Annotated in this window: 18 protein-coding genes and 2 pseudogenes; 10 read left to right on the forward strand and 10 right to left on the reverse strand. The window is 74.6% G+C overall.

Features of this window, described 5'->3' with window-relative positions:
* Positions 1-62 precede the first annotated feature (62 nt).
* The gene (locus ACIRFH_RS09200; RefSeq protein ID WP_403518415.1) at positions 63-596 is read left to right on the forward strand and encodes an ATP-binding protein; all 534 of its coding nucleotides are present in this window, start codon (positions 63-65) and stop codon (positions 594-596) included.
* 333 nt (positions 597-929) lie between these two features.
* On the opposite strand, the gene ACIRFH_RS09205 is transcribed toward ACIRFH_RS09200, so the two are convergent.
* From ACIRFH_RS09205 to ACIRFH_RS09215, 3 genes are read right to left on the reverse strand one after another with little or no spacing between them, the layout of a single operon-like run.
* Positions 930-3,491, reverse strand: a complete 2,562-nt coding sequence (locus ACIRFH_RS09205; RefSeq protein ID WP_403518417.1) for an FtsX-like permease family protein — start codon at positions 3,489-3,491, stop codon at positions 930-932.
* Complete coding sequence (locus tag ACIRFH_RS09210; protein WP_403518419.1) at positions 3,488-4,237, reverse strand: ABC transporter ATP-binding protein; 750 nt, start codon at positions 4,235-4,237, stop codon at positions 3,488-3,490. Before ACIRFH_RS09210 ends, ACIRFH_RS09205 begins: the two co-directional genes overlap by 4 nt.
* Complete coding sequence (locus ACIRFH_RS09215) at positions 4,234-4,518, reverse strand: SHOCT domain-containing protein (RefSeq protein ID WP_403518421.1); 285 nt, start codon at positions 4,516-4,518, stop codon at positions 4,234-4,236. Before ACIRFH_RS09215 ends, ACIRFH_RS09210 begins: the two co-directional genes overlap by 4 nt.
* Positions 4,519-4,750: 232 nt before the next feature.
* Here ACIRFH_RS09215 and ACIRFH_RS09220 point away from each other — a divergent pair.
* A pseudogene (locus ACIRFH_RS09220) lies at positions 4,751-5,122 on the forward strand (VOC family protein); the annotation flags it as partial.
* A 16-nt stretch (positions 5,123-5,138) separates the two neighbouring features.
* On the opposite strand, the gene ACIRFH_RS09225 reads toward ACIRFH_RS09220, so the two are convergent.
* Together ACIRFH_RS09225 and ACIRFH_RS09230 are read right to left on the reverse strand one after the other, a co-directional pair.
* Positions 5,139-6,377: an ROK family protein gene (locus tag ACIRFH_RS09225; protein WP_403518423.1), complete on the reverse strand. Its 1,239-nt coding sequence runs from the start codon at positions 6,375-6,377 to the stop codon at positions 5,139-5,141.
* Positions 6,378-6,414: 37 nt separating this feature from the next.
* On the reverse strand, positions 6,415-7,089 hold the full coding sequence (locus ACIRFH_RS09230) for an alpha-ketoglutarate-dependent dioxygenase AlkB family protein (RefSeq protein WP_403518425.1): 675 nt from the start codon (positions 7,087-7,089) through the stop codon (positions 6,415-6,417).
* A 178-nt stretch (positions 7,090-7,267) separates the two neighbouring features.
* Between ACIRFH_RS09230 and ACIRFH_RS09235 the strand changes: the two genes are divergently transcribed.
* On the forward strand, positions 7,268-8,401 hold the full coding sequence (locus ACIRFH_RS09235) for a methyltransferase (RefSeq protein WP_403518701.1): 1,134 nt from the start codon (positions 7,268-7,270) through the stop codon (positions 8,399-8,401).
* On the opposite strand, the gene ACIRFH_RS09240 is transcribed toward ACIRFH_RS09235, so the two are convergent.
* Both ACIRFH_RS09240 and ACIRFH_RS09245 read right to left on the reverse strand, forming a co-directional pair.
* A complete protein-coding gene (locus ACIRFH_RS09240) occupies positions 8,391-9,251 on the reverse strand; it encodes a ketose-bisphosphate aldolase (RefSeq protein ID WP_403518427.1) in 861 nt (286 codons plus the stop codon). The genes ACIRFH_RS09235 and ACIRFH_RS09240 overlap by 11 nt on opposite strands.
* Before the next feature lie 70 nt (positions 9,252-9,321).
* Positions 9,322-10,203, reverse strand: a complete 882-nt coding sequence (locus tag ACIRFH_RS09245) for an SIS domain-containing protein (RefSeq protein ID WP_403518429.1) — start codon at positions 10,201-10,203, stop codon at positions 9,322-9,324.
* A 146-nt stretch (positions 10,204-10,349) separates the two neighbouring features.
* Here ACIRFH_RS09245 and ACIRFH_RS09250 point away from each other — a divergent pair, with 146 nt between their 5' ends.
* Entirely contained in the window at positions 10,350-11,129 is a 780-nt protein-coding gene (locus ACIRFH_RS09250; protein ID WP_403518431.1) for a DeoR/GlpR family DNA-binding transcription regulator, read from the forward strand.
* Positions 11,130-11,139: 10 nt separating this feature from the next.
* Here the strand turns inward: ACIRFH_RS09250 and ACIRFH_RS09255 are convergent, their stop codons facing one another.
* Complete coding sequence (locus ACIRFH_RS09255) at positions 11,140-12,123, reverse strand: hypothetical protein (protein WP_403518433.1); 984 nt, start codon at positions 12,121-12,123, stop codon at positions 11,140-11,142.
* Between the two features lie 188 nt (positions 12,124-12,311).
* Between ACIRFH_RS09255 and ACIRFH_RS09260 the strand changes: the two genes are divergently transcribed.
* The 3 genes from ACIRFH_RS09260 to ACIRFH_RS09270 all read left to right on the forward strand — a co-directional run bounded on the left by ACIRFH_RS09260 (position 12,312) and on the right by ACIRFH_RS09270 (position 15,793).
* On the forward strand, positions 12,312-12,542 hold the full coding sequence (locus tag ACIRFH_RS09260) for a heavy-metal-associated domain-containing protein (RefSeq protein ID WP_403518435.1): 231 nt from the start codon (positions 12,312-12,314) through the stop codon (positions 12,540-12,542).
* 76 nt (positions 12,543-12,618) lie between these two features.
* Entirely contained in the window at positions 12,619-14,880 is a 2,262-nt protein-coding gene (locus ACIRFH_RS09265; RefSeq protein WP_403518436.1) for a heavy metal translocating P-type ATPase, read from the forward strand.
* Positions 14,881-15,112: 232 nt separating this feature from the next.
* Complete coding sequence (locus ACIRFH_RS09270; protein WP_403518438.1) at positions 15,113-15,793, forward strand: phosphatase PAP2 family protein; 681 nt, start codon at positions 15,113-15,115, stop codon at positions 15,791-15,793.
* Here the strand turns inward: ACIRFH_RS09270 and ACIRFH_RS09275 are convergent.
* Together ACIRFH_RS09275 and ACIRFH_RS09280 are read right to left on the reverse strand one after the other, a co-directional pair.
* Positions 15,757-16,407: an SRPBCC family protein gene (locus ACIRFH_RS09275; RefSeq protein ID WP_403518440.1), complete on the reverse strand. Its 651-nt coding sequence runs from the start codon at positions 16,405-16,407 to the stop codon at positions 15,757-15,759. The genes ACIRFH_RS09270 and ACIRFH_RS09275 overlap by 37 nt on opposite strands.
* 101 nt (positions 16,408-16,508) lie before the next feature.
* Positions 16,509-16,971 (reverse strand): annotated as a pseudogene (locus ACIRFH_RS09280) (phospholipase A2); the annotation flags it as partial.
* Between the two features lie 255 nt (positions 16,972-17,226).
* Here ACIRFH_RS09280 and ACIRFH_RS09285 point away from each other — a divergent pair.
* The 3 genes from ACIRFH_RS09285 to ACIRFH_RS09295 all read left to right on the forward strand — a co-directional run bounded on the left by ACIRFH_RS09285 (position 17,227) and on the right by ACIRFH_RS09295 (position 20,322).
* Complete coding sequence (locus ACIRFH_RS09285; RefSeq protein WP_403518442.1) at positions 17,227-17,820, forward strand: Dps family protein; 594 nt, start codon at positions 17,227-17,229, stop codon at positions 17,818-17,820.
* Between the two features lie 138 nt (positions 17,821-17,958).
* A complete protein-coding gene (locus tag ACIRFH_RS09290; RefSeq protein ID WP_403518444.1) occupies positions 17,959-19,029 on the forward strand; it encodes an ABC transporter permease in 1,071 nt (356 codons plus the stop codon).
* 90 nt (positions 19,030-19,119) lie between these two features.
* On the forward strand, positions 19,120-20,322 hold the full coding sequence (locus ACIRFH_RS09295) for a cysteine desulfurase-like protein (protein WP_403518447.1): 1,203 nt from the start codon (positions 19,120-19,122) through the stop codon (positions 20,320-20,322).
* Positions 20,323-20,443: the final 121 nt, after the last annotated feature.

Genomic DNA, 20,443 nt, shown 5'->3' on the forward strand with positions numbered 1-20,443 from the left:
GTGCGCCCTGCTGGATCCGAACTCCGTGTTCTTCCGGACCTCTATGTCGGGGAGTCGCAGCCGTGATCAGTCACCCAAGCAGACACTGCACGGTGGAGCTCCAAGCCCTGCCGTCGCGGATCGGCCAGGTCCGCAGAATCGTATCTGCGCAATTGCGCTACTGGCATCTGGACTCCCTGATCGACCGGGCGATGCTCGGCGTGACGGAGCTGTTGACCAACGTCCACCTGCACGCCGCACCCGACAAGACCTGCACCGTGGAGATAGAACTGCTCCTGGACCGGCTCACGGTCTCGGTGCGCGACCACGACCCGCGTCTGCCCGTGGTGGACGACGCCGAGCCCCTCGCCACCTGCGGACGCGGGCTCGCGATGGTGGCGGCGATGAGCGAGAGCTGGGGCGCCCGGCCGGACGGCGAGTCCGGGAAGGTCGTCTGGTTCACGCTCCCCACGACCGCCCCGGTGACCCCCGTCGCCGCGCGTCCGCCGCGCCGCCTGGTCGACGAGGTGCCCGTCGGCGCGTTCGCGGAGGTCGAGCACTCCGTCGAACTGGGCAGACCGCAACCCGCTCCCGCCCGGTCGGCCGTTGTCGGCTGACCGGGCGGTGACCCTTCGCTGCCGCGGGCCGTGCGGCGCCGTTCCGGCCGGCGTCCGGTACGCGGGTCCGCGTCGTGGAGCGTCGGCCACCGCCCCTGTCCGCGACGGCTCCTGACGAGGCGCCGGCCGTCCGCCGCGAGTCGGGGACGAGGGACGGCACGGTCCGGTGGGGCGGGCGCACCCCGGGCTCGCGCGCCGGGCGGTACCCCGCCGTCCGGTGGTGGGCCTGCGAACCCGCCCACCGGGCCGCCGGGTCAGCGCGCCGACGACGCGGACCGAATGCGGGCGGCCCCGCCGCTCCCCCTTCCGGCGGTGCCGGACCGCGGTGCGGGGCTACTCCGTGGCGATGGCCCGCAGTACGTCCAGGCGGGCCGCACGCCGGGCCGGGCGCAGACCGGCCAGGGCACCGGCCGCCAGGCCGACGAGGGCCACCACCGTGAGCTGCACGGGCGGCAGGGCGAAGGCGAAGGCGCTGTCCGAAGCGCCGTCGGAGGCCTCGACGAGCACCCAGCCGAGGAAGGCGCCGAGACCGAGCCCGCCGGCCGTGCCGAACGCGGCGACCAGGACCGACTCCCAGCGGACCATGGCCCGCGTCTGGGCGCGGGTCTGCCCGACGGCCCGCAGCAGGCCGAGTTCGCGGGTGCGCTCGTGGACCGCCAGCGTCAGCGTGTTGGCGATGCCGAGCAGCGCGATGAGCACCGCGAGGGCGAGCAGCGCGTAGACGAGGGTGAGCATCATGTCGATCCCTCCGGCGGCGGACCGCGCGTACTCCTCACGGGTCTGCACCTCGGGGTTGCCGTACCGGTCGGCGACCTGCTCGACCGCCGCACTGCCCGCGTCCGCGCCCACGCCGTCCTCGAAGGAGACGGCGACCAGGGTGTCGGAGTCCTGGGTGCGGTGCGGGGCCCAGGCGGCGCGGGTGATGACGTAGTCGCCGGCGAGTTCGGACCGCCCGTATACCGCGCGGACGGTGAAGTCCTCGCTCCGGCCGTCGGTGAAGGTGAGCCGTGCCGTGTCGCCGGTGTCCAGCCCCTGCTCGTCCGCCTCGCTCTCGGTGACGGCGATGCCGTCGGAGCCGAGGGCGGCGAGCGAACCGCGGACCGTGCCGAGGTCGAAGGTGCGCTCCAGCGCGACCGGGTCGGTGACGGTCAGCGCCCGTCCCTTCCCGTCGACCTCCGCCACTCCCCGGCCGAGTCCGACGGCGGTGTCCACCTCGGGCAGCCGCTGGATCTCGCCGGCCAGCTTCGGGCTGAGGCCGCTGCCGCCCGCGCCGAAGGACGGGGCGCTGACGGCGACGTCACCGGCGAAGGACCGGGACACGGTCTGGTCCATGGTCGCCTTGAGCGAGGCGCCGAACACCGTGAACAGCGACACGACGGCCACGCCGATCATCAGCGCCCCCGCGGTGGCGGCCGTGCGCCTGGGGCTGCGCAGGGCGTTGCGCCGGGCGAGGGCGCCGGTGACGCCGCGCAGCCGGTCGAGCGGGGCACCGAGGACGCGGACGGCGGTGGAGGAGACGACCGGGCCGAGGACCACGAAGGCGGCGAGGGCCAGTACGGCACCCGCTCCCGCGAGCCACACCGACGGGGAGACGAGTACACCGAGCAGCGTCAGCACGAGGGCGAGCGTGATCAGGGCCGTGCCGGTGACCGCTCGCGCGCGGGAGGCGCCGGAGGTGTCGACGGCCGTCTCGCGCAGCGCGGCCAGGGGCGTGGTGCGGCCGGCGCGGACGGCGGGCAGCAGGGCCGAACCGAGGCAGACGGCGACGCCGACGGCGAGCGGGAGCAGCATCGACAGGGCACTGATCACGAGAGCGCCCTCGGGGAACGGGAAGCCGATCGCCGGGAACAGCGCCTGGAGCCCGGCCGCGATGCCGATACCGCCGGCGAGTCCGGCGGCGGACGCGGTCACGGCGACGGCGGCCGCCTCGACGAGGGTCGCGGTGGTGACCTGGCGCCGGGAGGCTCCCAGGGCGCGCAGCAGGGCGTTCTCGCGGGTGCGCTGGGCGAGGACGATGGCGAAGGTGTTGTGGATGGAGAAGGTCGCGACCAGCAGGGCGATGCCGGAGAAGACGAGCAGGAAGGTCGTGAACAGGGTCAGGAACCGACTGGAGATCATCTCGGTGTTCTCCTCGGCGGCCTCCTGCCCGGTGATGGCCTCGACGCCCTTCGGCAGGACGGGGGTCAGCCGGTCGACCAGCTCCCGCTGACCGATCCCGGGGGCGGCCCGCACCTGGATGCTCGCCGCCTCGCCCGGCCGCGCGGTGAGGTACTTCTCCGCGTCGGCCCGGGTCATGCCGGTGAACGTCACCTGGGCCATGCCGTCCTCGCCGCCGAAGGTCGCGAGGCCGACGACGGTGACCCGGACCGGGTCGGGAGTGCGCAGGGTGGTCCGGTCGCCGATCTCCAGGCCGCCCTTCTCGGCGGCGCCCCGGTTGACGACGACCTCGCCGGACTTCTGCGGGGCTCGTCCCTCGGCGAGGCGGTACGGGTTGAGCCCGGGGTCGGTGATCCAGTTGCCGGCGAGGGTGGGCGGCCCCTGGCCGCCGACCGGGTCGCCGTTCGCGCCGACGAGCTGGCCGGCGCCCTGGATGCTGGGCGCGGCGGCGGCGACGCCGGGGACCTTCTCGACCGTCCGCACCAGGCCGGTGGCGACGGGCCGGCGTACGCCCTGGCTCTCGCCGGGGGTGGTGATGGCGTCGGCACTGCGCACGACGGCGTCCGTGCCGCTGGTGGCGTTGCCGAACAGGGTGTCGAAGCTCGCGCGGAGCGTGTCGCCCATGACCAGGGTGCCGGCCAGGAAGGCGACTCCGAGGAAGACGGCGAGGAACGTTCCCGCGAAGCGGCGTCGGTGGGCCCTGAGCGAGGAGACGCTCAGGCGGACGGAGGCGTTCATGACGGCACCTCGAAGGCTTTCATCCGGTCCAGGACCCTGTCGGCGGTCGGGGACTCCATGCGGTCCACGAGGCGTCCGTCGGCGAGGAAGACGACCTCGTCCGCGTGGGCGGCGGCGACGGGATCGTGGGTGACCATGACGACCGTGCGGCCCGTCCGGCGCACGGTGCGTCCGAGGAGGCCCAGCACCTCGCCGCCGGAGCGGGAGTCGAGGTTGCCTGTGGGCTCGTCGGCGAAGACCACGTCCGGCCGGGCGGCGAAGGCGCGGGCCACGGCGACGCGCTGCTGCTGCCCGCCGGAGAGTTCGGCGGGCCGGTGGTGGAGGCGGTCGCGCAGCCCGACGACGTCGATCAGCGCGTCGAGCCACTCGGCGTCGCCCCGCCGGCCGGCGAGGTCGAGGGGCAGGGTGATGTTCTCGGCGACGGTCAGGGTCGGCACCAGGTTGAAGGCCTGGAAGACGAAGCCGACGCGGTCGCGGCGCAGCAGGGTCAGCCGACGGTCGTCGAGGGTGCCGAGGTCGGTGTCGCCGATGCGGGCGGCGCCCGAGGTGAGGGTGTCGAGGCCGGCGGCGCAGTGCATCAGGGTCGACTTGCCGGAGCCCGAGGGGCCCATGACGGCGGTGAAGCGGCCGGCCGGGAAGTCCACGCTCACCCCGTCCAGGGCGCGTACGGCGGTGTCTCCACCGCCGTACACCTTCACGGCGTCGACGACCCGGACGGCGGCCCGGGTGCGGGTGGTCGTGGTCATGCCGCGCCTCCCTTGCCGGTCCGGCCGAACTGCTCGTCGAGCACGGACAGCCGGCGCCAGTACTCGTCCTCGTCGATCTCGCCGGAGGCGAAGCGGTGGCCGAGCACGGTGATGGGCGAGTCGCCCTCGACGGCGGGCGGGCGCCAGGGGCCGCGGCGGCCGCGCCACCCGGTGCGGCGCAGCAGGGTGATGCCGCCGCCGATGACCAGCGCCCAGAGCAGCGGGAAGAGAAGGATCCACGGGCCGGGTCCGCCGTCGGCGAAGTGTGCCAGGGTCTGCATGTCGTCCAGCTCCTCGGTGGCGATGTCCTGTGTGTCGCTTCCGAGCGTCGTCCCGGCGAGGGGTTCTGGTCGTCGTACGGCCGGCGGCAGTGCGCGTACCGCGCGGGGAGCAGGACGGCGGGCCGCGTCTGCTCCCTCCGCCGCCGTTCCGCCGCGGTCCCGTCGGACGGTGCTCCGTGAGGAACCCCTGGAAGACCCATGAGGATCCCGGTGGGTCTTCCAGGCTCGGCCCATGCTGAGACTCGGTCACCCCGTCATCGGCGTCACGGACGCCCCCCGCGGTGGCGTTCTGGACGGCCGCGCTCGGTCTCGTGCCCACCGAGGAGTTGAAGAGCGAGCGGTGGCGGACGCCGGAGCACGCCGACGGCTCCGGGCGGGTCCTCGGCGTGATGCACAGCACGTCGCCGGCCGAGCCGCGCCCTCGCCTCCACCTGGACCTGTTCACGGACACGGCCGAGGAGCAGCAGGCAGAGGTACGGCGGCTGATCGGGCTGGGTGCGCGGACCGTCGACCGGGGTTCCCACCCGCCCGCCCCCGGCTTCGTCGTCCTCGCCGACCGGACGGCAACCGGTTCTGCGTGGTCGGCCTCGGCCACGCGCCGGCGCCCTGTCCGGGCCGTCTCAGGTCAGCGACCCCAGCGGGTCGTCCAGCACCGGCTGCCAGGCCAACTCGGCCGCGCCGACCAGGCTGTTGTGGTCCAGGGTGCAGGGCAGGATCGGCACGCTGCCGCTCTGCCCCCACAGACTGCGGTCGGCGACGACCGCGCGCAGCCGTTCGGGGTCGGCGTCCAGGAGGGTGCGGTGCAGTCCGCCGAGGACGATCCGGTCCGGGTTGAGGATGTTCACCAGGCCGGCCAGGCCCAGGCCGAGGCGGTCGATGAGGGCCTCGGTGGCGGCGCGGACGGCCGGGTCGTCGTACCGGCCGCGGATCAGGTCGTTGGACTGCTGGAGCAGGGACACCTCGGGGCCGGGCTCGCGTCCGGCCGCGGTGAGGAAGGCCAGCGGGTCGGTCTCCACGTCCAGGCAGCCGCGGCTGCCGCAGTGGCAGGCGCGGCCCTCGGGGTTGACGGTGAGGTGACCGACCTCCAGGGCGAGTCCGGAACTGCCGCTGTGCAGACGCCCGTCGAGGACCAGCGCGCCGCCGACGCCCCGGTGGCCGGTGGCGACGCAGAGCAGGTCGCGGGCGCCGCGTCCGGCGCCGTGCCGGTGTTCGGCGAGGGCGGCGAGGTTGACGTCGTTCGCCGCGAAGGCGGGGCCTTCGATGCCGGCGGCGCGGACCTGCTCGGCGAAGATCCGCCGCACCTGGGCACCGGCCGGCCAGGCCAGGTGCAGCGGGTTCAGGGCCAGACCGTCCGGCTCGGCGACGGCGGACGGTACGGCGAGTCCCGCGCCGACGCAGCGCCGGCCGGTCTGCCGCAGCAGGTCGGCGCCCGCCTCGACGACGGAGCCGAGCACCTTCGCCGGGTCGGCGTCGACGACCTCGCGGCCGGGCGCGGTGGCGACGAGCCGGCCGCCGAGACCGACCAGGGCCGCGCGGAAGCCGTCCGCGTGGATCTGGGCGGCGAGGGCGACGGGCCCGTCCTCGGCGACCGCGAGCCGGTGCGAGGGCCTGCCCTGCGCCCCGGCTGCCGCGCCGGGCCGGGCGTCGACCCGGATCAGGCCGAGGGCCTCCAGTTCGGCCGCGACCGCGCCGGCCGTGGCCCGGGTCACGCCGAGTTCGGCGGTGAGGACGGCCCGGGTGGGGGCGCGTCCGGTGTGCACGAGCTCCAACGCGGGTCCGAGTGCGCCGCGCCCCCGGTCCAGCCGCGTCCTCGAGGTGGTCCCTTTCCCCGCTGTCCCGGGGTCCGCCTTGCCGCTCATGAGGGGGAGTCTCCCATGATCCGCCGGCCCCGGACGCCTAGAGGCGGTCGGCCCGGGGTGCCTCGAGGCCGCTGACCCGGAGTGTGATGTTCAGCCGCCCGGTGAGGCCCAACTCGGGCGGTGCGGTGCCCACGTGCACCCGGGGCACGCCGTGGTACGCGAGCCGGGAGGGGCCGCCGAAGACGAACAGGTCGCCGCTGCGCAGTTCGACGTCGGTCCAGGGGCGGGTGCGGGTGTGCGGGTTGCCGAAGCGGAAGACGCAGGTGTCGCCGAGGCTCAGCGAGACCACGGGCGCGTCGGCCCGCTCGTCGCTGTCGCGGTGCAGGCCCATGCGGGCACCGGCGTCGTAGAAGTTGACCAGCGCGATGTCGTACGCCGCAGCCGTGGCCGCCGGTGCGCCCAGTGCGTCGGCCACCGCCCGGCGCCCGAGGTCGCCGAGCCAGGCCGGGAAGGGCTTCACCGGGGCGCCGTCGCCGTCGACGACGGTGCGGGCATAGCCGTACGGGTACCAGTGCCGTCCGAGGCACACCTGGCGGGCGGACATCGTGCCGCCGCCGGGGAGGCGGACGGTGCGCAGCCCGGCGGGTGGGCGGGCCCACCCGCGGCAGGCGCGCAGCAGCTCGCGCTGCCGGCCGGTGTCCAGCCAGTCCGGCAGGTGCACCGCGCCCGGGGCGACCTCGGTGCGGGTCCTCGGGAACAGCTCGGCGTCCATGGTCCCCTATCCTGCCCGCCCGTGCGCCCCGGTCTTCCGGTCCCGCCGCCCGTGCGCCGTCCCGGCACCCCCCTCTCGGCCCGCCGCCGGCCGGGTCCTCCCCCGCTCCCCCGCCCCGACACGGCCTGAGCTGCGGCTCCGCTAGCCTGGACGCACGATGAACGACCGCAGCGACCGTATGACGACTCCGTGGGGCGAGCTCGCGCTGGCCCGCTTCCCCGAGGATCCGCGCGACCGGCTGCGTGCCTGGGACGCCTCCGACGAGTACCTGCTCCGGCACCTGGCGGACCAGGAGGTCCCGCTGTCCGGCACGGTCGTGGTGGTCGGCGACCGGTGGGGGGCGCTGGTGACGGCGCTGGCGGCGCACCGGCCGGTGCAGATCACCGACTCCCACCTCGCCCAGGAGGCGACCCGCGCCAACCTGGCGCGCAACGGCGTGGCACCCGGCGCGGTGCGGCTGCTCACCACGCAGGACCCGCCGCCCGGGCGGATCGACGTCCTGCTGGTGCGGGTGCCCAAGAGCCTGGCGCTGCTGGAGGACCAGCTGCTGCGGCTGGCGCCCGCCGTGCACGAGGGCACGGTCGTCGTCGGCACCGGGATGGTCAAGGAGATCCACACCTCGACGCTCGCGCTGTTCGAGCGGATCATCGGCCCGACCCGCACCTCGCTCGCCGAGAAGAAGGCGCGGCTCGTCTTCTGCACGCCCGATCCCGGGCGGGAGCGGCCCGCCAACCCGTGGCCGCTCAGTTACGCGCTTCCCGACGGCATCGGCGCGCTCTCGGGCCGGACGGTCGTCAACCACGCCGGTGTCTTCTGTGCCGACCGGCTCGACATCGGCACCCGGTTCTTCCTCCAGCACCTGCCGGACGGGAGGGGCGCCCGGCGGGTGGTGGACCTGGGCTGCGGCAACGGCGTGGTCGGTACGGCGGTGGCGCTGGCCGATCCGGACACCGAGGTGCTGTTCACCGACGAGTCCTTCCAGGCCGTCGCCTCGGCCAAGGCCACGTACGGGGCGAACGGGGTGCCGGGGCACGCGGAGTTCCGGGTCGGCGACGGGCTGGCCGGGGTGCCGGACGGCAGCGTGGACCTGGTGCTGAACAATCCGCCGTTCCACTCCCACCAGGCGACGACCGACGCCACGGCGTGGCGGATGTTCACCGGGGCGCGGCGCGTGCTGCGGCCCGGTGGTGAGCTGTGGGTGGTCGGCAACCGGCACCTCGGTTACCACGTCAAGCTGCGGCGGCTGTTCGGCAACAGCCACCTGGTGGCGAGCGACCGCAAGTTCGTGGTGCTGAAGGCCGTCAAGCGGTAGGGCCGGTGATCACCCGCATGAGCGCCGCCACGGTCCGCACCATGGCCTCCCTTCCCACGGTGAGGTAGCGGCGCGAGTCGACGGCGTCCGGGTGGGAGGCGAGGTACTGCCTGATCGCGCCCGTCATGGCGATGTTGAGCGCGGTACCGACGTTGACCTTGGCGATGCCGCCCGCGACCGCCGCCGCGAGTTCGCCGTCCGAGAGGCCGGAGGAGCCGTGCAGCACGAGCGGCACGTCCAGGGTTCCCGACAGTTCCTTGAGCAGGTCGTGGTCGAGGGCGGCGGTACGGGTGGTCATGGCGTGGCTGGTGCCGACGGCGACGGCCAGGGCGTCCACGGCGGAGTCGGCGACGAAGGCACGGGCCTCGGCGGGGTCGGTGCGGGCACCGGGCGCGTGGGCGTCGAGCGGCGCCTCGCCGTTCTTGCCGCCCACTTCTCCCAACTCGGCCTCGATCCACAGACCTTGGGCGTGGGCCCAGTCGGCGGCGGCCCGGGTCGCCGCCAGGTTCTCCGGGTACGGCAGCCGGGAGGCGTCGTACATCACGGAGCTGAATCCGGCGTCCGGGGCCTGGCGCAGCAGGCCGTCGCTCTGGACGTGGTCGAGGTGGAGGGCGACGGGCACGGCGGCGGCCTCGGCGGCGGCGACGGCGGCGCGGGCCAGCGGCAGCAGGCGGCCGTAGCGGAACTTCACCGCGTTCTCGCTGACCTGGAGCACGACGGGTGTGCGCACGGACTCGGCGCCGGCGACGACGGCCTCGATGTGCTCGAGGGTGATGACGTTGAACGCGGCGACGGCCGAGCGCGCGGCGGCTGCGCGGGCGATCAGGTCGCCGGTGGTGGCGAGGGGCACGGTGTCTCCTTTCCCGGACTCTCCCGGGCTCCCCCGGTTCTTCCGGGCTTTCGCGGGTGTCGGGCGGGCGTCAGGGGGTGAGGATCACCGAGCGGGTGAGGTGGCGGGGCCGGTCCGGGTCGAGGCCGCGGGCGGCGGCGACGGCGACGGCGAGCCGCTGGGCGCGGACCAGTTCGGCGAGGGGGTCGAGTCCCCCGGCCACCCACAGCGCGCCGGTGTCCCGCACCTGCTCGGCCAGTCCTTCGGGGGCCTCGCCGAACATCCAGGTCGCCGTGCCCGAGGTGCTGACGCTGATGGGCCCGTGCCGGTACTCCATCGCCGGGTACGCCTCGGTCCAGGACAGGGAGGCCTCGCGCATCTTCAGCGCGGCCTCGTCGGCCAGTCCCACCGTCCAGCCGCGGCCGAGGAAGGTGAACTGGGCGCACTCGACGAGCCCTTCGGGCAGGTCGGCCGCGAGCGCGGTGCGGGCGTCGGCGACGGCGGCCTCGGTGTGCAGGCCCAGATGGGCGCGGAGCAGGGTCAGGGCGGTGGTCGCGAACCGGGTCTGCACGACCGACCGCTCGTCCGCGTGGTCGAGGACGACGACGTCGTCGGCGGCGGCCATGACGGGGGTGTCCGGGTCCGCGGTGAGCGCGACGGTGCGGGTGCGGCCCTTCAACGCGCCGAGCAGGTCGAGCACTTCGGTGGTGGTGCCGGAGCGGGTGAGGGCCACGACACGGTCGTAGGCACGGCCCGCCGGGAACTCGGAGGCGGCGAAGGCGTCCGTCTCGCCCAGGCCCGCCTCCTCGCGCAGCGCCGCCGCCGACCGGGCCATGAAGTACGAGGTGCCGCAGCCGACGATCGCCACCCGCTCCCCCGCCGTCGGCAGCACCTTCGCGTGCCCGGGCGCCTCCGCGGCGGCGCGGGCCCAGCACTCGGGCTGGCTGTTGAGCTCGTCCTCGACGTACGTCATGCCGCACACTCCCGACCGGTCCCTGAACAGACCTGGCTCGCTTGATTGTTTCTGCAAGATACAGCGAACTTTCGAGCACTATCAAGCAATCGACGAAGGAGGGCCGTGCGTTAGGGTCGGCGGGGGACCGAGGAACGGAGGCGCGGATGTCGCGCGACGCCCGCTGGAAGGCACTGCTGGAACTGCTCGTCGAGCGTGGCCGCCTGGACGTCGAGGAGGCGGCGGCCGAGCTGGAGGTGTCGGCCGCGACGATCCGCCGCGACTTCGACCGGCTGGCTGAGCAGCAGATGCTCGTGCGCACGCGCGGGGGCGCGGTCGTGCACGGGGTGTCGTACGAGCTGCCGCTGCGCTACAAGACCGCTCGCCGGGCCTCGGAGAAGCAGCGCGTCGCGCAGGCCGTCGCCGCGCTGGTGGCGCCGGGCGAGGCGGTGGGGCTGACCGGGGGCACGACCACCACCGAGGTGGCGCGCGCCCTGGCCGTGCGCCCCGACCTGGCCTCCGGCACGCCCGCGCTGACCGTGGTCACGAACGCGCTGAACATCGCCAACGAGCTGGCGGTGCGGCCGCAGTTCAAGATCGTGGTGACCGGCGGGGTGGCCCGGGCGCAGTCGTACGAGCTGATCGGGCCGCTCGCGGACGGGGTGCTGGGTCAGGTCACGCTCGACGTGGCGGTGCTCGGCGTCGTCGGCTTCGACGTCGCGCACGGCGCCGCGGCCCACGACGAGGCGGAGGCCGCGATCAACCGGCTGCTGTGCGAGCGGGCCGAGCGCGTGGTGGTGGCCGCGGACTCCAGCAAACTGGGCCGGCGGGCGTTCGCCCGGATCTGCGCCGCGGACGCGGTGGACACGCTGGTCACCGACGGTGCGGCCGACCCGGATGTCGTCCGCCCGTTCGAGGAGGCGGGGATCCGGGTCGTCCTGGCGTAGACGGGCGCGATCAGTGGCCGTGGCCGTCGGCGTGCTCCTGCGTGGCGGCCGGCGCGGGGTCCTGACCGGCGGGGGCCGATCCCGCCCGCACGGTGAAGGCCGCGGTGTGGACCTTGCCCTCGTGCCGGAAGTCCAGGAACAGGCGGTAGGTGCCGGTGCTGGGCGCGGTGGCCGTGAAGGAGATCTCCGGGCCGGGCTTCGTCGCGCCGTCGCCGGGTTCGCCGTTCGGGTGGACGTGGAGGTAGGCGAGGTCGCCGGAGCGCAGGGCGACCAGGTGTCCGTAGGCGCCGAGGTAGGGCTGGAGGTCGGTGACGGGCCGTCCGTCGCGGGAGACCGTCAGCTTCAGCTCGCCCGCCCTGCCGGGACTCAGGGTTCCGGCGAGTGCGACCTGGTAGCCGTCGGTCCGCGTGGTGCCGGCCGGCGCCGGCGGGTTCACGGGCTCGTAGGCGCCGCCGACCGCGAGGTCCGCGCCGAGGGTGAGGTTCTCCGCGCCCTTCCCGGCCGGGGTGAAGTCGGCGAAGACGCGGTAGCCGCCCGCGCGGGGCAGGTCGACGGGGGTGCTCCAGGTGCCGTCGGCGGCGCGGGTGGGGTGCAGGTGGCGGTAGGTGGTCAGATCGCGTGAGGCGACGACGAGGTGGAGTTCCTTGTCGTGCTCGCGCTGGTACGCGGTGACGGCCCTGCCGTCGTCGTCGCGGACGGTGAAGCGCAGTTCGGTGCGCCGACCGGCGGTGACGCGCGGAGTGGCGAGGTCGAGGGTGTAGCCGTCCTCGGAGATCTGCAGGCCGCCGGCCGGCTCGTTCTCGTGGCCCGCGTGGCCGCCGTCGCCGCCCGGGTCCGCCGTCGGCTCGCCCGTGTGTGTGTCGTGTGCGGCGGGCGGGGCGTCCGCGACGACCGGGTCGACGGCCCTGCCCACGCCGTACGCCGTACCGAAGGTCGCGGCCAGTGCGGCGGCGAACGCGGCGATCCTCACTCCGGTGCTCGGTCCCGTGCTCATGGCGGTCGTCTCCTCGATTCCCGGGTGTCCGACCCTGCGGACACCTCTTCATGCACTTCACCATACCCCCCCGGGGTACATAGTCAAGTTCGGCCAGAGGTTGCATCAGGTACCCCCTGGGGGTATACATGTTCTCGGCAGGCATACCCCGGCCCCGTATCCGGGGCCGTCACGCACAGGAGGATCCCGTGGTTTCCACCGCCGACTCCGTCAGCACCACCTACGCCGTCTCCGGAATGAGCTGCGGCCACTGCAGGGCGACCCTCACCCGGGTGATCGGCGAGCTGGACGGCGTCACCGCCGTCGACGTCCAGGTCGCCGCCGGCCGGGTCACCGTGACCGGTACCGCCGAACCGGACGACGCCGCGATCGCGGAGGTCGTCGACGAGGCCGGTTACGAGCTCACCGGCCGCGTCTGACCGGCCCGCACTCCCCCGCGCAAGCCTCAACGCCGGGCCCCGGCTCCCGGCCGACGCCCCCGCATCAGGAGCAGTCATGACCACCAGTACGACCAGTGCACCGACCGAGGTAGAACTCGCCATCGGCGGGATGACCTGCGCCTCGTGCGCCGCCCGGATCGAGAAGAAGCTGAACCGGATGGACGGGGTCACCGCGACCGTCAACTACGCGACGGAGAAGGCCAAGGTCAGCTTCACGGACGGGGTGTCCGTCCCGGAGCTGATCGCCACGGTGGAGGCCACCGGGTACACCGCCCGCGAGCCCGAGCCGGTACGGGCCGAGCCCGCACCGGGGGCGGCGGGGGCCGAGGAGGCGGACGAGTCGCGGCCGCTGCGGCAACGACTGGTCACCGCGGTGCTGCTGGCCGTGCCCGTCATCGCGATGGCGATGGTGCCGGCCCTGCAGTTCGAGTACTGGCAGTGGCTGTCGCTGACCCTCGCGGCGCCCGTGGTCACCTACGCCGCCTGGCCGTTCCACAAGGCCGCGTTCACCAACGCCCGGCACGGCGCGGCCACCATGGACACGCTGATCTCGGTCGGTACCTCGGCGGCGTTCCTGTGGTCGCTGTGGGCGCTGTTCCTCGGCAGTGCGGGCACGCCGGGCATGACGCACCCCTTCGAGCTGACCATCGCCCGCGGGGACGGTTCGGGGAACATCTACCTGGAGGCCGCCGCGGGGGTGACGGCGTTCATCCTGGCCGGCCGCTACTTCGAGGCCCGCTCCAAGCGCAAGGCCGGCGCCGCGCTGAAAGCTCTGCTGGAGCTGGGGGCGAAGGACGTCACCGTGATCAGGGAGGGCCGTGAGGAGCTGATCCCGGTCGGTGAGCTGAAGGCCGGCGACCGCTTCCTGGTGCGTCCCGGCGAGAAGATCGCCACCGACGGCACGATCGTGGAGGGCGCCTCGGCCGTGGACGCCTCGATGCTCACCGGCGAGTCGGTGCCGGTCGAGGTCGGCGTGGGCGACGGCGTCACCGGGGCCACCCTGAACGCGGGCGGCCGGCTGGTGGTCGAGGCCACCCGGGTCGGCGCCGACACGCAGCTGGCGCGGATGGCGAAGCTGGTCGAGGACGCGCAGAACGGCAAGGCCGCCGCCCAGCGGCTCGCCGACCGCGTCTCCGGGGTCTTCGTCCCCGTCGTCATCGCCCTCGCGCTGGCCACCCTCGGCTTCTGGATCGGCAACGGCGCGGGCCTGACCGCCGCGTTCACCGCCGCCGTCGCGGTCCTGATCATCGCCTGCCCCTGCGCCCTGGGCCTGGCCACGCCGACCGCGCTGATGGTCGGCACCGGGCGCGGCGCCCAGCTCGGCATCCTCATCAAGGGCCCCGAGGTCCTGGAGTCCACCCGCAGGGTCGACACCATCGTCCTGGACAAGACCGGCACCGTCACCACCGGCCGCATGACCCTGCTCGCCGTGCACACCGCCGCCGGCACCGAGGAGTCCGAGGTACTGCGCCTGGCGGGCGCGCTGGAGCACTCCTCCGAGCACCCGATCGCCCGTGCCGTCGCCGACGGCGCCCTGGAGAAGCTGGGCGCCCTGCCGACGCCCGAGGACTTCGCGAACGTCGCCGGACTGGGTGTGCAGGGCGTCGTCGACGGCCACGCCGTCCTCGTCGGCCGCGAGCAGCTGCTCGCCGAGTGGGCCATGAGCCTTCCGGCGGACCTGGCCCGCGCCAAGGCCGACGCGGAGACGGCCGGCCGCACCGCGATCGCCGTGGCCTGGGACGGCGAGGCCAGGGCGGTCCTCGAGGTCGCCGACGCGGTCAAGGACACCAGCGCCGAGGCCATCACCCGGCTGCGCGCCCTGGGCCTCACCCCGGTACTGCTGACCGGCGACAACCGGGCCGTGGCCGCCTCCGTCGCCCGCGAGGTCGGCATCGACGCGGAGCACGTCATCGCGGAGGTCATGCCGCAGGACAAGGTCGACGTCGTCAAGCGGCTGCAGGACGAGGGCCGTTCGGTCGCGATGGTCGGCGACGGGGTCAACGACGCCGCCGCGCTCGCCCGGGCCGACCTGGGGCTGGCCATGGGAACCGGGACGGACGCCGCCATCGAGGCCGGTGACCTGACCCTCGTCCGGGGCGACCTGCGCGCCGCCGCCGACGCCATCCGGCTGGCCCGCAGGACGCTGGGCACCATCCGCTCCAACCTCTTCTGGGCCTTCGCCTACAACATCGCCGCGCTCCCGCTCGCCGCCGCCGGACTCCTCAACCCGATGATCGCCGGAGCGGCCATGGCCTTCTCCTCCGTCTTCGTCGTCGGCAACAGCCTGCGACTGCGCGGATTCCAGGCCGCGGACTGACACGCACCCGCACGGGGCGGGGGCGGGCCACAGGGCCCGCCCCCGCCCCGTCCCCGCGTGCCAGAACCCACGCTCGCCCGGACGGGCGCCGCCGGGGCGCCGTACGGCGGGACACGGACGAGGCTGGTCCGGCGGACGGGTTCCGCGGACGGCCGCGCCGGCCGTACGGGACGGTTCGGCAGGAGCCGCCCCGACCGCGTCCGGACATCACCGCCTCACGGAGCAGGAGCCCATGACCGAACCGACCGACACCGACGGGAACACCGGCGGCCCGCTCGCGCCGGACCCGGAGCCGACACGCTCCCGCCGCCGGGGCCTCGCCGCCGTGCTCGGCGATCTGCGTGCCGTGGACGGCGCGCTGTACGCGGCGGTGGCCTCCACGGACACGCCCACGCTGGACCGGTCCCTGCGACGGCTGTCCCGTGCCGCCGACCACTCCAGGATCTCCCTCGGGATCGCCGCCGCCCTCGCTCTGGGCGGAGCGCGGGCCCGCGGCGCGGCGCTCGTCGGGGTCGGGGCGGTGGCCGTGACCTCCACGGCCGCGAACCTGCTCGGAAAGCGTCTGGTGCGCAGGCCCCGGCCCGACCGGGAGGCGGCCCGCGTGACGGTCGGCCGGCACGTGCCCATGCCCGCGTCGGCGTCGTTCCCGTCCGGCCACACGGCCTCGGCGGTCGCGTTCGCCACGGCGGTCGGCGTGGTCCTGCCGGCGGCCGCCGCGCCGCTCGGCGCGCTGGCGACCGCCGTCGGGTACTCCCGCGTCCACACCGGAGTGCACTATCCGGGCGACGTGGTGGCGGGCGCCGTCCTCGGCGTCGCCGGGGCGGCCACCGCGCTGGCGGTGGCCGCGGCCGCTCCGGTGCCCGGCCTGCGGGCGGCCTACCCGGTGGCGCCCGTCCCGTCCGCGCCCGTGTAGAAGGCGGCGGTCCGGTCCGCCCGCACGCGCGCCGACGCGGGATCGGTGCCGCTCGCCACGTCGGCCCCGTACCAGGCCTCGCCGCTGGCGAGCACGAACCGCCGCCCCGCCTCCGAGGCCGACCAGTCCGCGACCTCCTGGGGGTCCACGGGGGTGCCGCCGCTCGACAGGTACAGGGTGAGGCCGACGAGCATCAGGTCCCAGCCGATGCCGACCGCGCCGGGCCCGAACGCGGCCCACCGCTCGTCGTCGACGTGGGCGAGGTACTCCAGCTCGAAGCGGGTGCCGCCCTCCCCGGGCGTCAGCCGCAGCTCGATCCAGCTGAGCTCCTCGGCGTACTCCCAGGTGGCGGCGAAGCTCCTGGGCGGGTCGCAGCTCTCGATCGTGCCGCCCGCGTTCCCCTCCAGCTGGTAACGCCCGCCCAGCCGCAGGTCGCCGGAGACGGGGAGGAACCACTGCGGGATGCGCCGGGGGTCGGTACAGGACTCCCACAGGTCGTCGAGCGGGGTGTCGTAGGTCCGGCCCACCGTGAGGACGTGGGCCTCACCCGCTTTGAAGGCACGCTTGCCGACCTGCCGGCGTACGGAGTCGATCTGGTGCGTCACATCGATCACGGGTGAACTCCTCCTCGAAGGCGTGCCTGCGCCCAGACTGTCAGCCGGTGCTCGCGCGGGCACCAGCTGATGGTCTGCCCGTGTCCGTGACGCGTCCGTCGGCCGAACACCCTCACCGTCTGGCAGTACGTCCGGGCCGTGCTGTCGCGGGCGGGCCTCGCGCCTCCGCCGTAGCGGGCGCAGACGCGCTCGAGGTCCTCGTGGAAGGCGCTGCCGAGGCGGGCCTCGTCCGCGCCGAAGGTGCCCGCGGCCCTGTAGTCGCGGTGGCCGAAGTCGTGCCGTGCGCAGGCGGTGCCGAAGGGGAAGCCGAACGGATGGTCGGGCGAGGTCGAGCAGTGGCCGGTGGTCCGGTCGAATCCGTACGCGACCCGGGCGGACCGGTTCGCCCGTACGGCGGTCCAGACGGTGTGGCCCGACGCGCTGGTCCGGGTCCGGCTCGCGAGCACCTGCGATGTGCCGGCGGGAGCGGCGTCGGCGGTCGCGGCGCGGCGGTCGCGGCGCGGCGGTCGCGGTGGTCACGGTCAGGGCCGAGGCGGCGAGTCCGGTGGCGCGACCGCGGTGCATCCCCATCTCCACGCGGCTGCGGGCCACCCCACGGACCGCAGGCTCATGCCAAGAAGATGCGCGACGAAACCGCCCCTCCACGCCTCCGCCGCCTCACCGGCTCCTCACCTCCTGGGCACGGGACGGGGACGGGCGGCCGGCTCGGGCCCCAGCGTTTGCGGGACCGGCGTGCGGCTGGTCGACTGTCGCAGGGGGCGAGCCGGCCGCACCGCGCCGGTGCGGACACTTCAGCTTTTCTCCGGAAGGAGTTCTGGCGTGAACACCCCGAAGCCGTCGGCACAGGAGCACAGCTCCGACGGCAGCCAGCCCTGGCTGCACCAGAGGGGCCGGACCATCCAGGAGTTCGGCACCGTCAAGCAGTTCCCCGTGGCGCTGTCCATGGAGACCCGCCTCTACTCGTGCCAGCGGCTGAACAAGGTCCTGGCGGACACCCGCATCCTGCACGATCTGTACAAGAAGTATCACTGGCTCATGCGCGGGGTGACGTTCTACCAACTGCACCTGCTGCTGGACAAGCACGCCGGGGAGCAGCTGCAGCTGATCGACACCGTCGCCGAACGCGTCCAGACACTCGGCGGCGTCGCCGTCGGCGACCCCCGGCACGTCGCGGAGATCACCACGGTGCCGCGCCCGCCGGACGGCGTGGAGGAGGTGCCGTCGATGCTCTCGCGGCTGCTGGAGGCGCACGAGCTGATCCTCACCGACTGCCACGACGCCGCGGCCCGCACCCAGGAGCTCGGCGACGACGGCACGAACGACCTCCTGGTCTCCGACGTCGTGCGCACCAACGAGCTCCAGGCCTGGTTCCTGGCGGAGCACCTCGTCGACACGCCTCTCGTGCACGTCTGACCGGCCGTGGCGCGCCGGCCCCGGACGCCTTCCGTCCGGGGCCGGCCCGTTCCGCGTCCGCGGTCGCCCGCGCTCCCGGTGCGCCACGCACGAAGCACTCTTGATGCCCTTTCACCCACGCTGTGGAAGTGTCCCGTTATGGCCCACATGTCCTCCGGTTCCCACGGCGCTCACGCCCAGCCCCCGACGCGCGGCCAGAAGTGGGCCGCGTTCCGGCAGTCACCGTTCTGGCCGGCCACCGTGCTGGTGCTGATCCTCGCGGCGGCGGCCGGGCTCTTCGCGGGCTCGTACACCTACTCCATGGCGGACCCGACACCGCACTCGCTCCCCACGGCCGTGGTCGGCTCGTACGAACAGGGGCGGGGCAAGGCCTTCCTGGACGGCCTGGAGCAGGCGCTGAACGCCTCGGTGAAGGTGCACCCCTACCCCGGCCTCGCCGAGGCACGTGACGCGGTCGAGGAACAGGAGGTCTTCGCGATCTTCGAGCTGCGCGGCAACGGGCGGACGGCCGTGCTCGACCTGTCCAGCGCGTCGGGCGCCTCGGTCGCCGAGGTGCTGGCCCGGACGGCACCGGAAGTGGGGAAGAAGACCGGCGTCGCGCTCACCATCCGGGACATCAATCCCCTGCAGACGGGCGACCCGCGCGGACTGGCGATCTTCTACATCTCCCTGGCCGCCGTGATCATCGGCTTCGTCGGGGCGATCCAGCTCAGCGTGCACGCGCGGGCCCTGACCCCGTTCGAACGCATCCTCTTCACCATCGCCTACGCGCTGCTCGGCGGCTTCGCCATCGCCGCGACCGTGGACTGGCTGCTGGGCGCGCTCGACCTGCCGTTCGTCCAGTCGTGGCTGATCCTCGCGTTCACCCTGTTCACCAGCGGCATGGTCTTCACGATGTTCAACACCCTGGTCGGCCGCTGGGCGATGGTGCCGACCTGGGGCCTCATGGTGCTGCTCGGCAATCCCTCGTCCGGCGGCGCGGTGTCCTGGCCGCTGCTGCCGTCCCCGCTGGGCGTGATCGGCCAGTGGCTGCCGCCGGGAGCCTCGGTCAACGCCCAGCACACGGCGGTGTACTTCCAGGGCCACCAGCACCTGTTCCCGTACCTGGTGCTGGGCGGGTGGGCGCTGCTGTCCTGCGCGGTGTTCTGGACCTGGCGGCACCGCCACCCCGGCGGACGCGAGAAACGCCGGGCGCACGCCGAGACCTGAGCCGGCGCCCGTCGCGCCCTCGGGCCCTGTTCCGGCCGCCGCGCTGCTGCGATCATCGGGCGGGAGTCCCCGCCATCGGTTGGAGTGCACATGGCCCTCGACATCGACGCGATCCGCGCGCAGACACCCGCCCTCAAATCCGGCACCGCCCGCTTCGACGCGCCCGGCGGCACCCAGACCCCGCAGCCCGTCATCGACGCCGTCGCCGAGGCCCTGGCCGCCCCGCTGGCCAACCGGGGGCGGGTCACCGAGGGCGAGCGCAACGCGGACCGCATCGTCGCCGAAGCCCGCGCGGCGCTGGGCGACCTGCTCGGCGCCGACCCGCGGGGCGTCGTCTTCGGCCGCAGCGCCACACAGCTCGCGTACGACCTCGCCCGGACGCTCGCCAAGGGGTGGGGACCCGGCGACGAGGTGGTCGTCACCCGCCTCGAGCACGACTCCAACATCCGGCCCTGGACGCAGGCGGCCGAGGCGGTGGGCGCGACCGTGCGGTGGGCCGACTTCGACCCGGCCACCGGGGAACTGCTCCCCGGGCACATCGAGGCGGTGCTGTCCCCGCGCACCCGGCTGGTGGCGGTCACGGCCGCCTCCAACCTCATCGGCACCATGCCCGACCTGCCGGCCGTCGCCCGTCTGGTGCACGGCGCGGGGGCACTGCTCCACGTCGACGCGGTGCACTACGCCTCGCACGCCGCCGTCGACCTGGCGGCGCTCGGCGCGGACACCCTGGTGTGCTCGCCGTACAAGTTCCTCGGCCCGCACCTGGGCGTACTGGCGGCCCGGCCCGGGTTCCTGGAGACCCTGCGCCCGGACAAGCTGCTGCCGTCCAGCGACGCCGTGCCCGAGCGTTTCGAGCTGGGCACGCTGCCGTACGAGCTGCTGGCGGGTGCCCGCGCGGCGGTGGACTTCCTCGCGGGTCTGGTGCCGGACGCCGGCGGCGGGCGGCGGGAGCGGCTGCTCGCGTCCTTCGCGGCGCTGGAGACCCATGAGAACGCTCTGCGCGGGCGGATCGAGCGGGGGCTGGCCGAGCTCGGCGGGATCACGGTGTACTCGCGGGCCGCGCGACGCACGCCGACCCTGCTGTTCACCGTGGCGGGCCTGCGCCCGGCCGAGGTCCACCGCCTGCTGGCCGAGCGGGGGATCGACGCCCCCGCCGGGTCGTTCTACGCGGTGGAGGCCGCCCGTCACCTGGGTCTGGGCGACGAGGGCGGTGTCCGGGTCGGGCTCGCGCCGTACAGCAGCGCGGACGACGTGGACCGCCTGCTGACGGCGCTGGGCGGCCTCCCCCGCTGACGGACCGACGACGAGGAGCGGGGGGGGCGGCCCCGCCCCCCCCCCCGCGGGGGGGGGCCCGCCCCCCCCCCCCCCCCGCCGGCCCCCCCCCCCCCCCGGCCGGGCCCCCCCCCCCCCCCGC

Source organism: Streptomyces sp. NPDC093586 (genome assembly GCF_044764905.1).
Classification (GTDB): Bacteria; Actinomycetota; Actinomycetes; order Streptomycetales; family Streptomycetaceae; genus Streptomyces.

Bases quoted from the DNA above. Each gene is read 5' to 3' on its own strand.
- ACIRFH_RS09270 (WP_403518438.1), top strand. From the start codon at position 15,113: ATGACCGAACCGACCGACACCGACGGGAACACCGGCGGCCCGCTCGCG.
- ACIRFH_RS09290 (WP_403518444.1), top strand. From the start codon at position 17,959: ATGGCCCACATGTCCTCCGGTTCCCACGGCGCTCACGCCCAGCCCCCG.
- ACIRFH_RS09225 (WP_403518423.1), bottom strand. From the start codon at position 6,377: ATGAGCGGCAAGGCGGACCCCGGGACAGCGGGGAAAGGGACCACCTCG.
- ACIRFH_RS09205 (WP_403518417.1), bottom strand. From the start codon at position 3,491: ATGAACGCCTCCGTCCGCCTGAGCGTCTCCTCGCTCAGGGCCCACCGA.
- ACIRFH_RS09235 (WP_403518701.1), top strand. From the start codon at position 7,268: ATGACGACTCCGTGGGGCGAGCTCGCGCTGGCCCGCTTCCCCGAGGAT.
- ACIRFH_RS09255 (WP_403518433.1), bottom strand. From the start codon at position 12,123: ATGAGCACGGGACCGAGCACCGGAGTGAGGATCGCCGCGTTCGCCGCC.
- ACIRFH_RS09210 (WP_403518419.1), bottom strand. From the start codon at position 4,237: ATGACCACGACCACCCGCACCCGGGCCGCCGTCCGGGTCGTCGACGCC.
- ACIRFH_RS09215 (WP_403518421.1), bottom strand. From the start codon at position 4,518: ATGCAGACCCTGGCACACTTCGCCGACGGCGGACCCGGCCCGTGGATC.
- ACIRFH_RS09250 (WP_403518431.1), top strand. From the start codon at position 10,350: ATGTCGCGCGACGCCCGCTGGAAGGCACTGCTGGAACTGCTCGTCGAG.
- ACIRFH_RS09265 (WP_403518436.1), top strand. From the start codon at position 12,619: ATGACCACCAGTACGACCAGTGCACCGACCGAGGTAGAACTCGCCATC.
- ACIRFH_RS09230 (WP_403518425.1), bottom strand. From the start codon at position 7,089: ATGGACGCCGAGCTGTTCCCGAGGACCCGCACCGAGGTCGCCCCGGGC.
- ACIRFH_RS09245 (WP_403518429.1), bottom strand. From the start codon at position 10,203: ATGACGTACGTCGAGGACGAGCTCAACAGCCAGCCCGAGTGCTGGGCC.
- ACIRFH_RS09295 (WP_403518447.1), top strand. From the start codon at position 19,120: ATGGCCCTCGACATCGACGCGATCCGCGCGCAGACACCCGCCCTCAAA.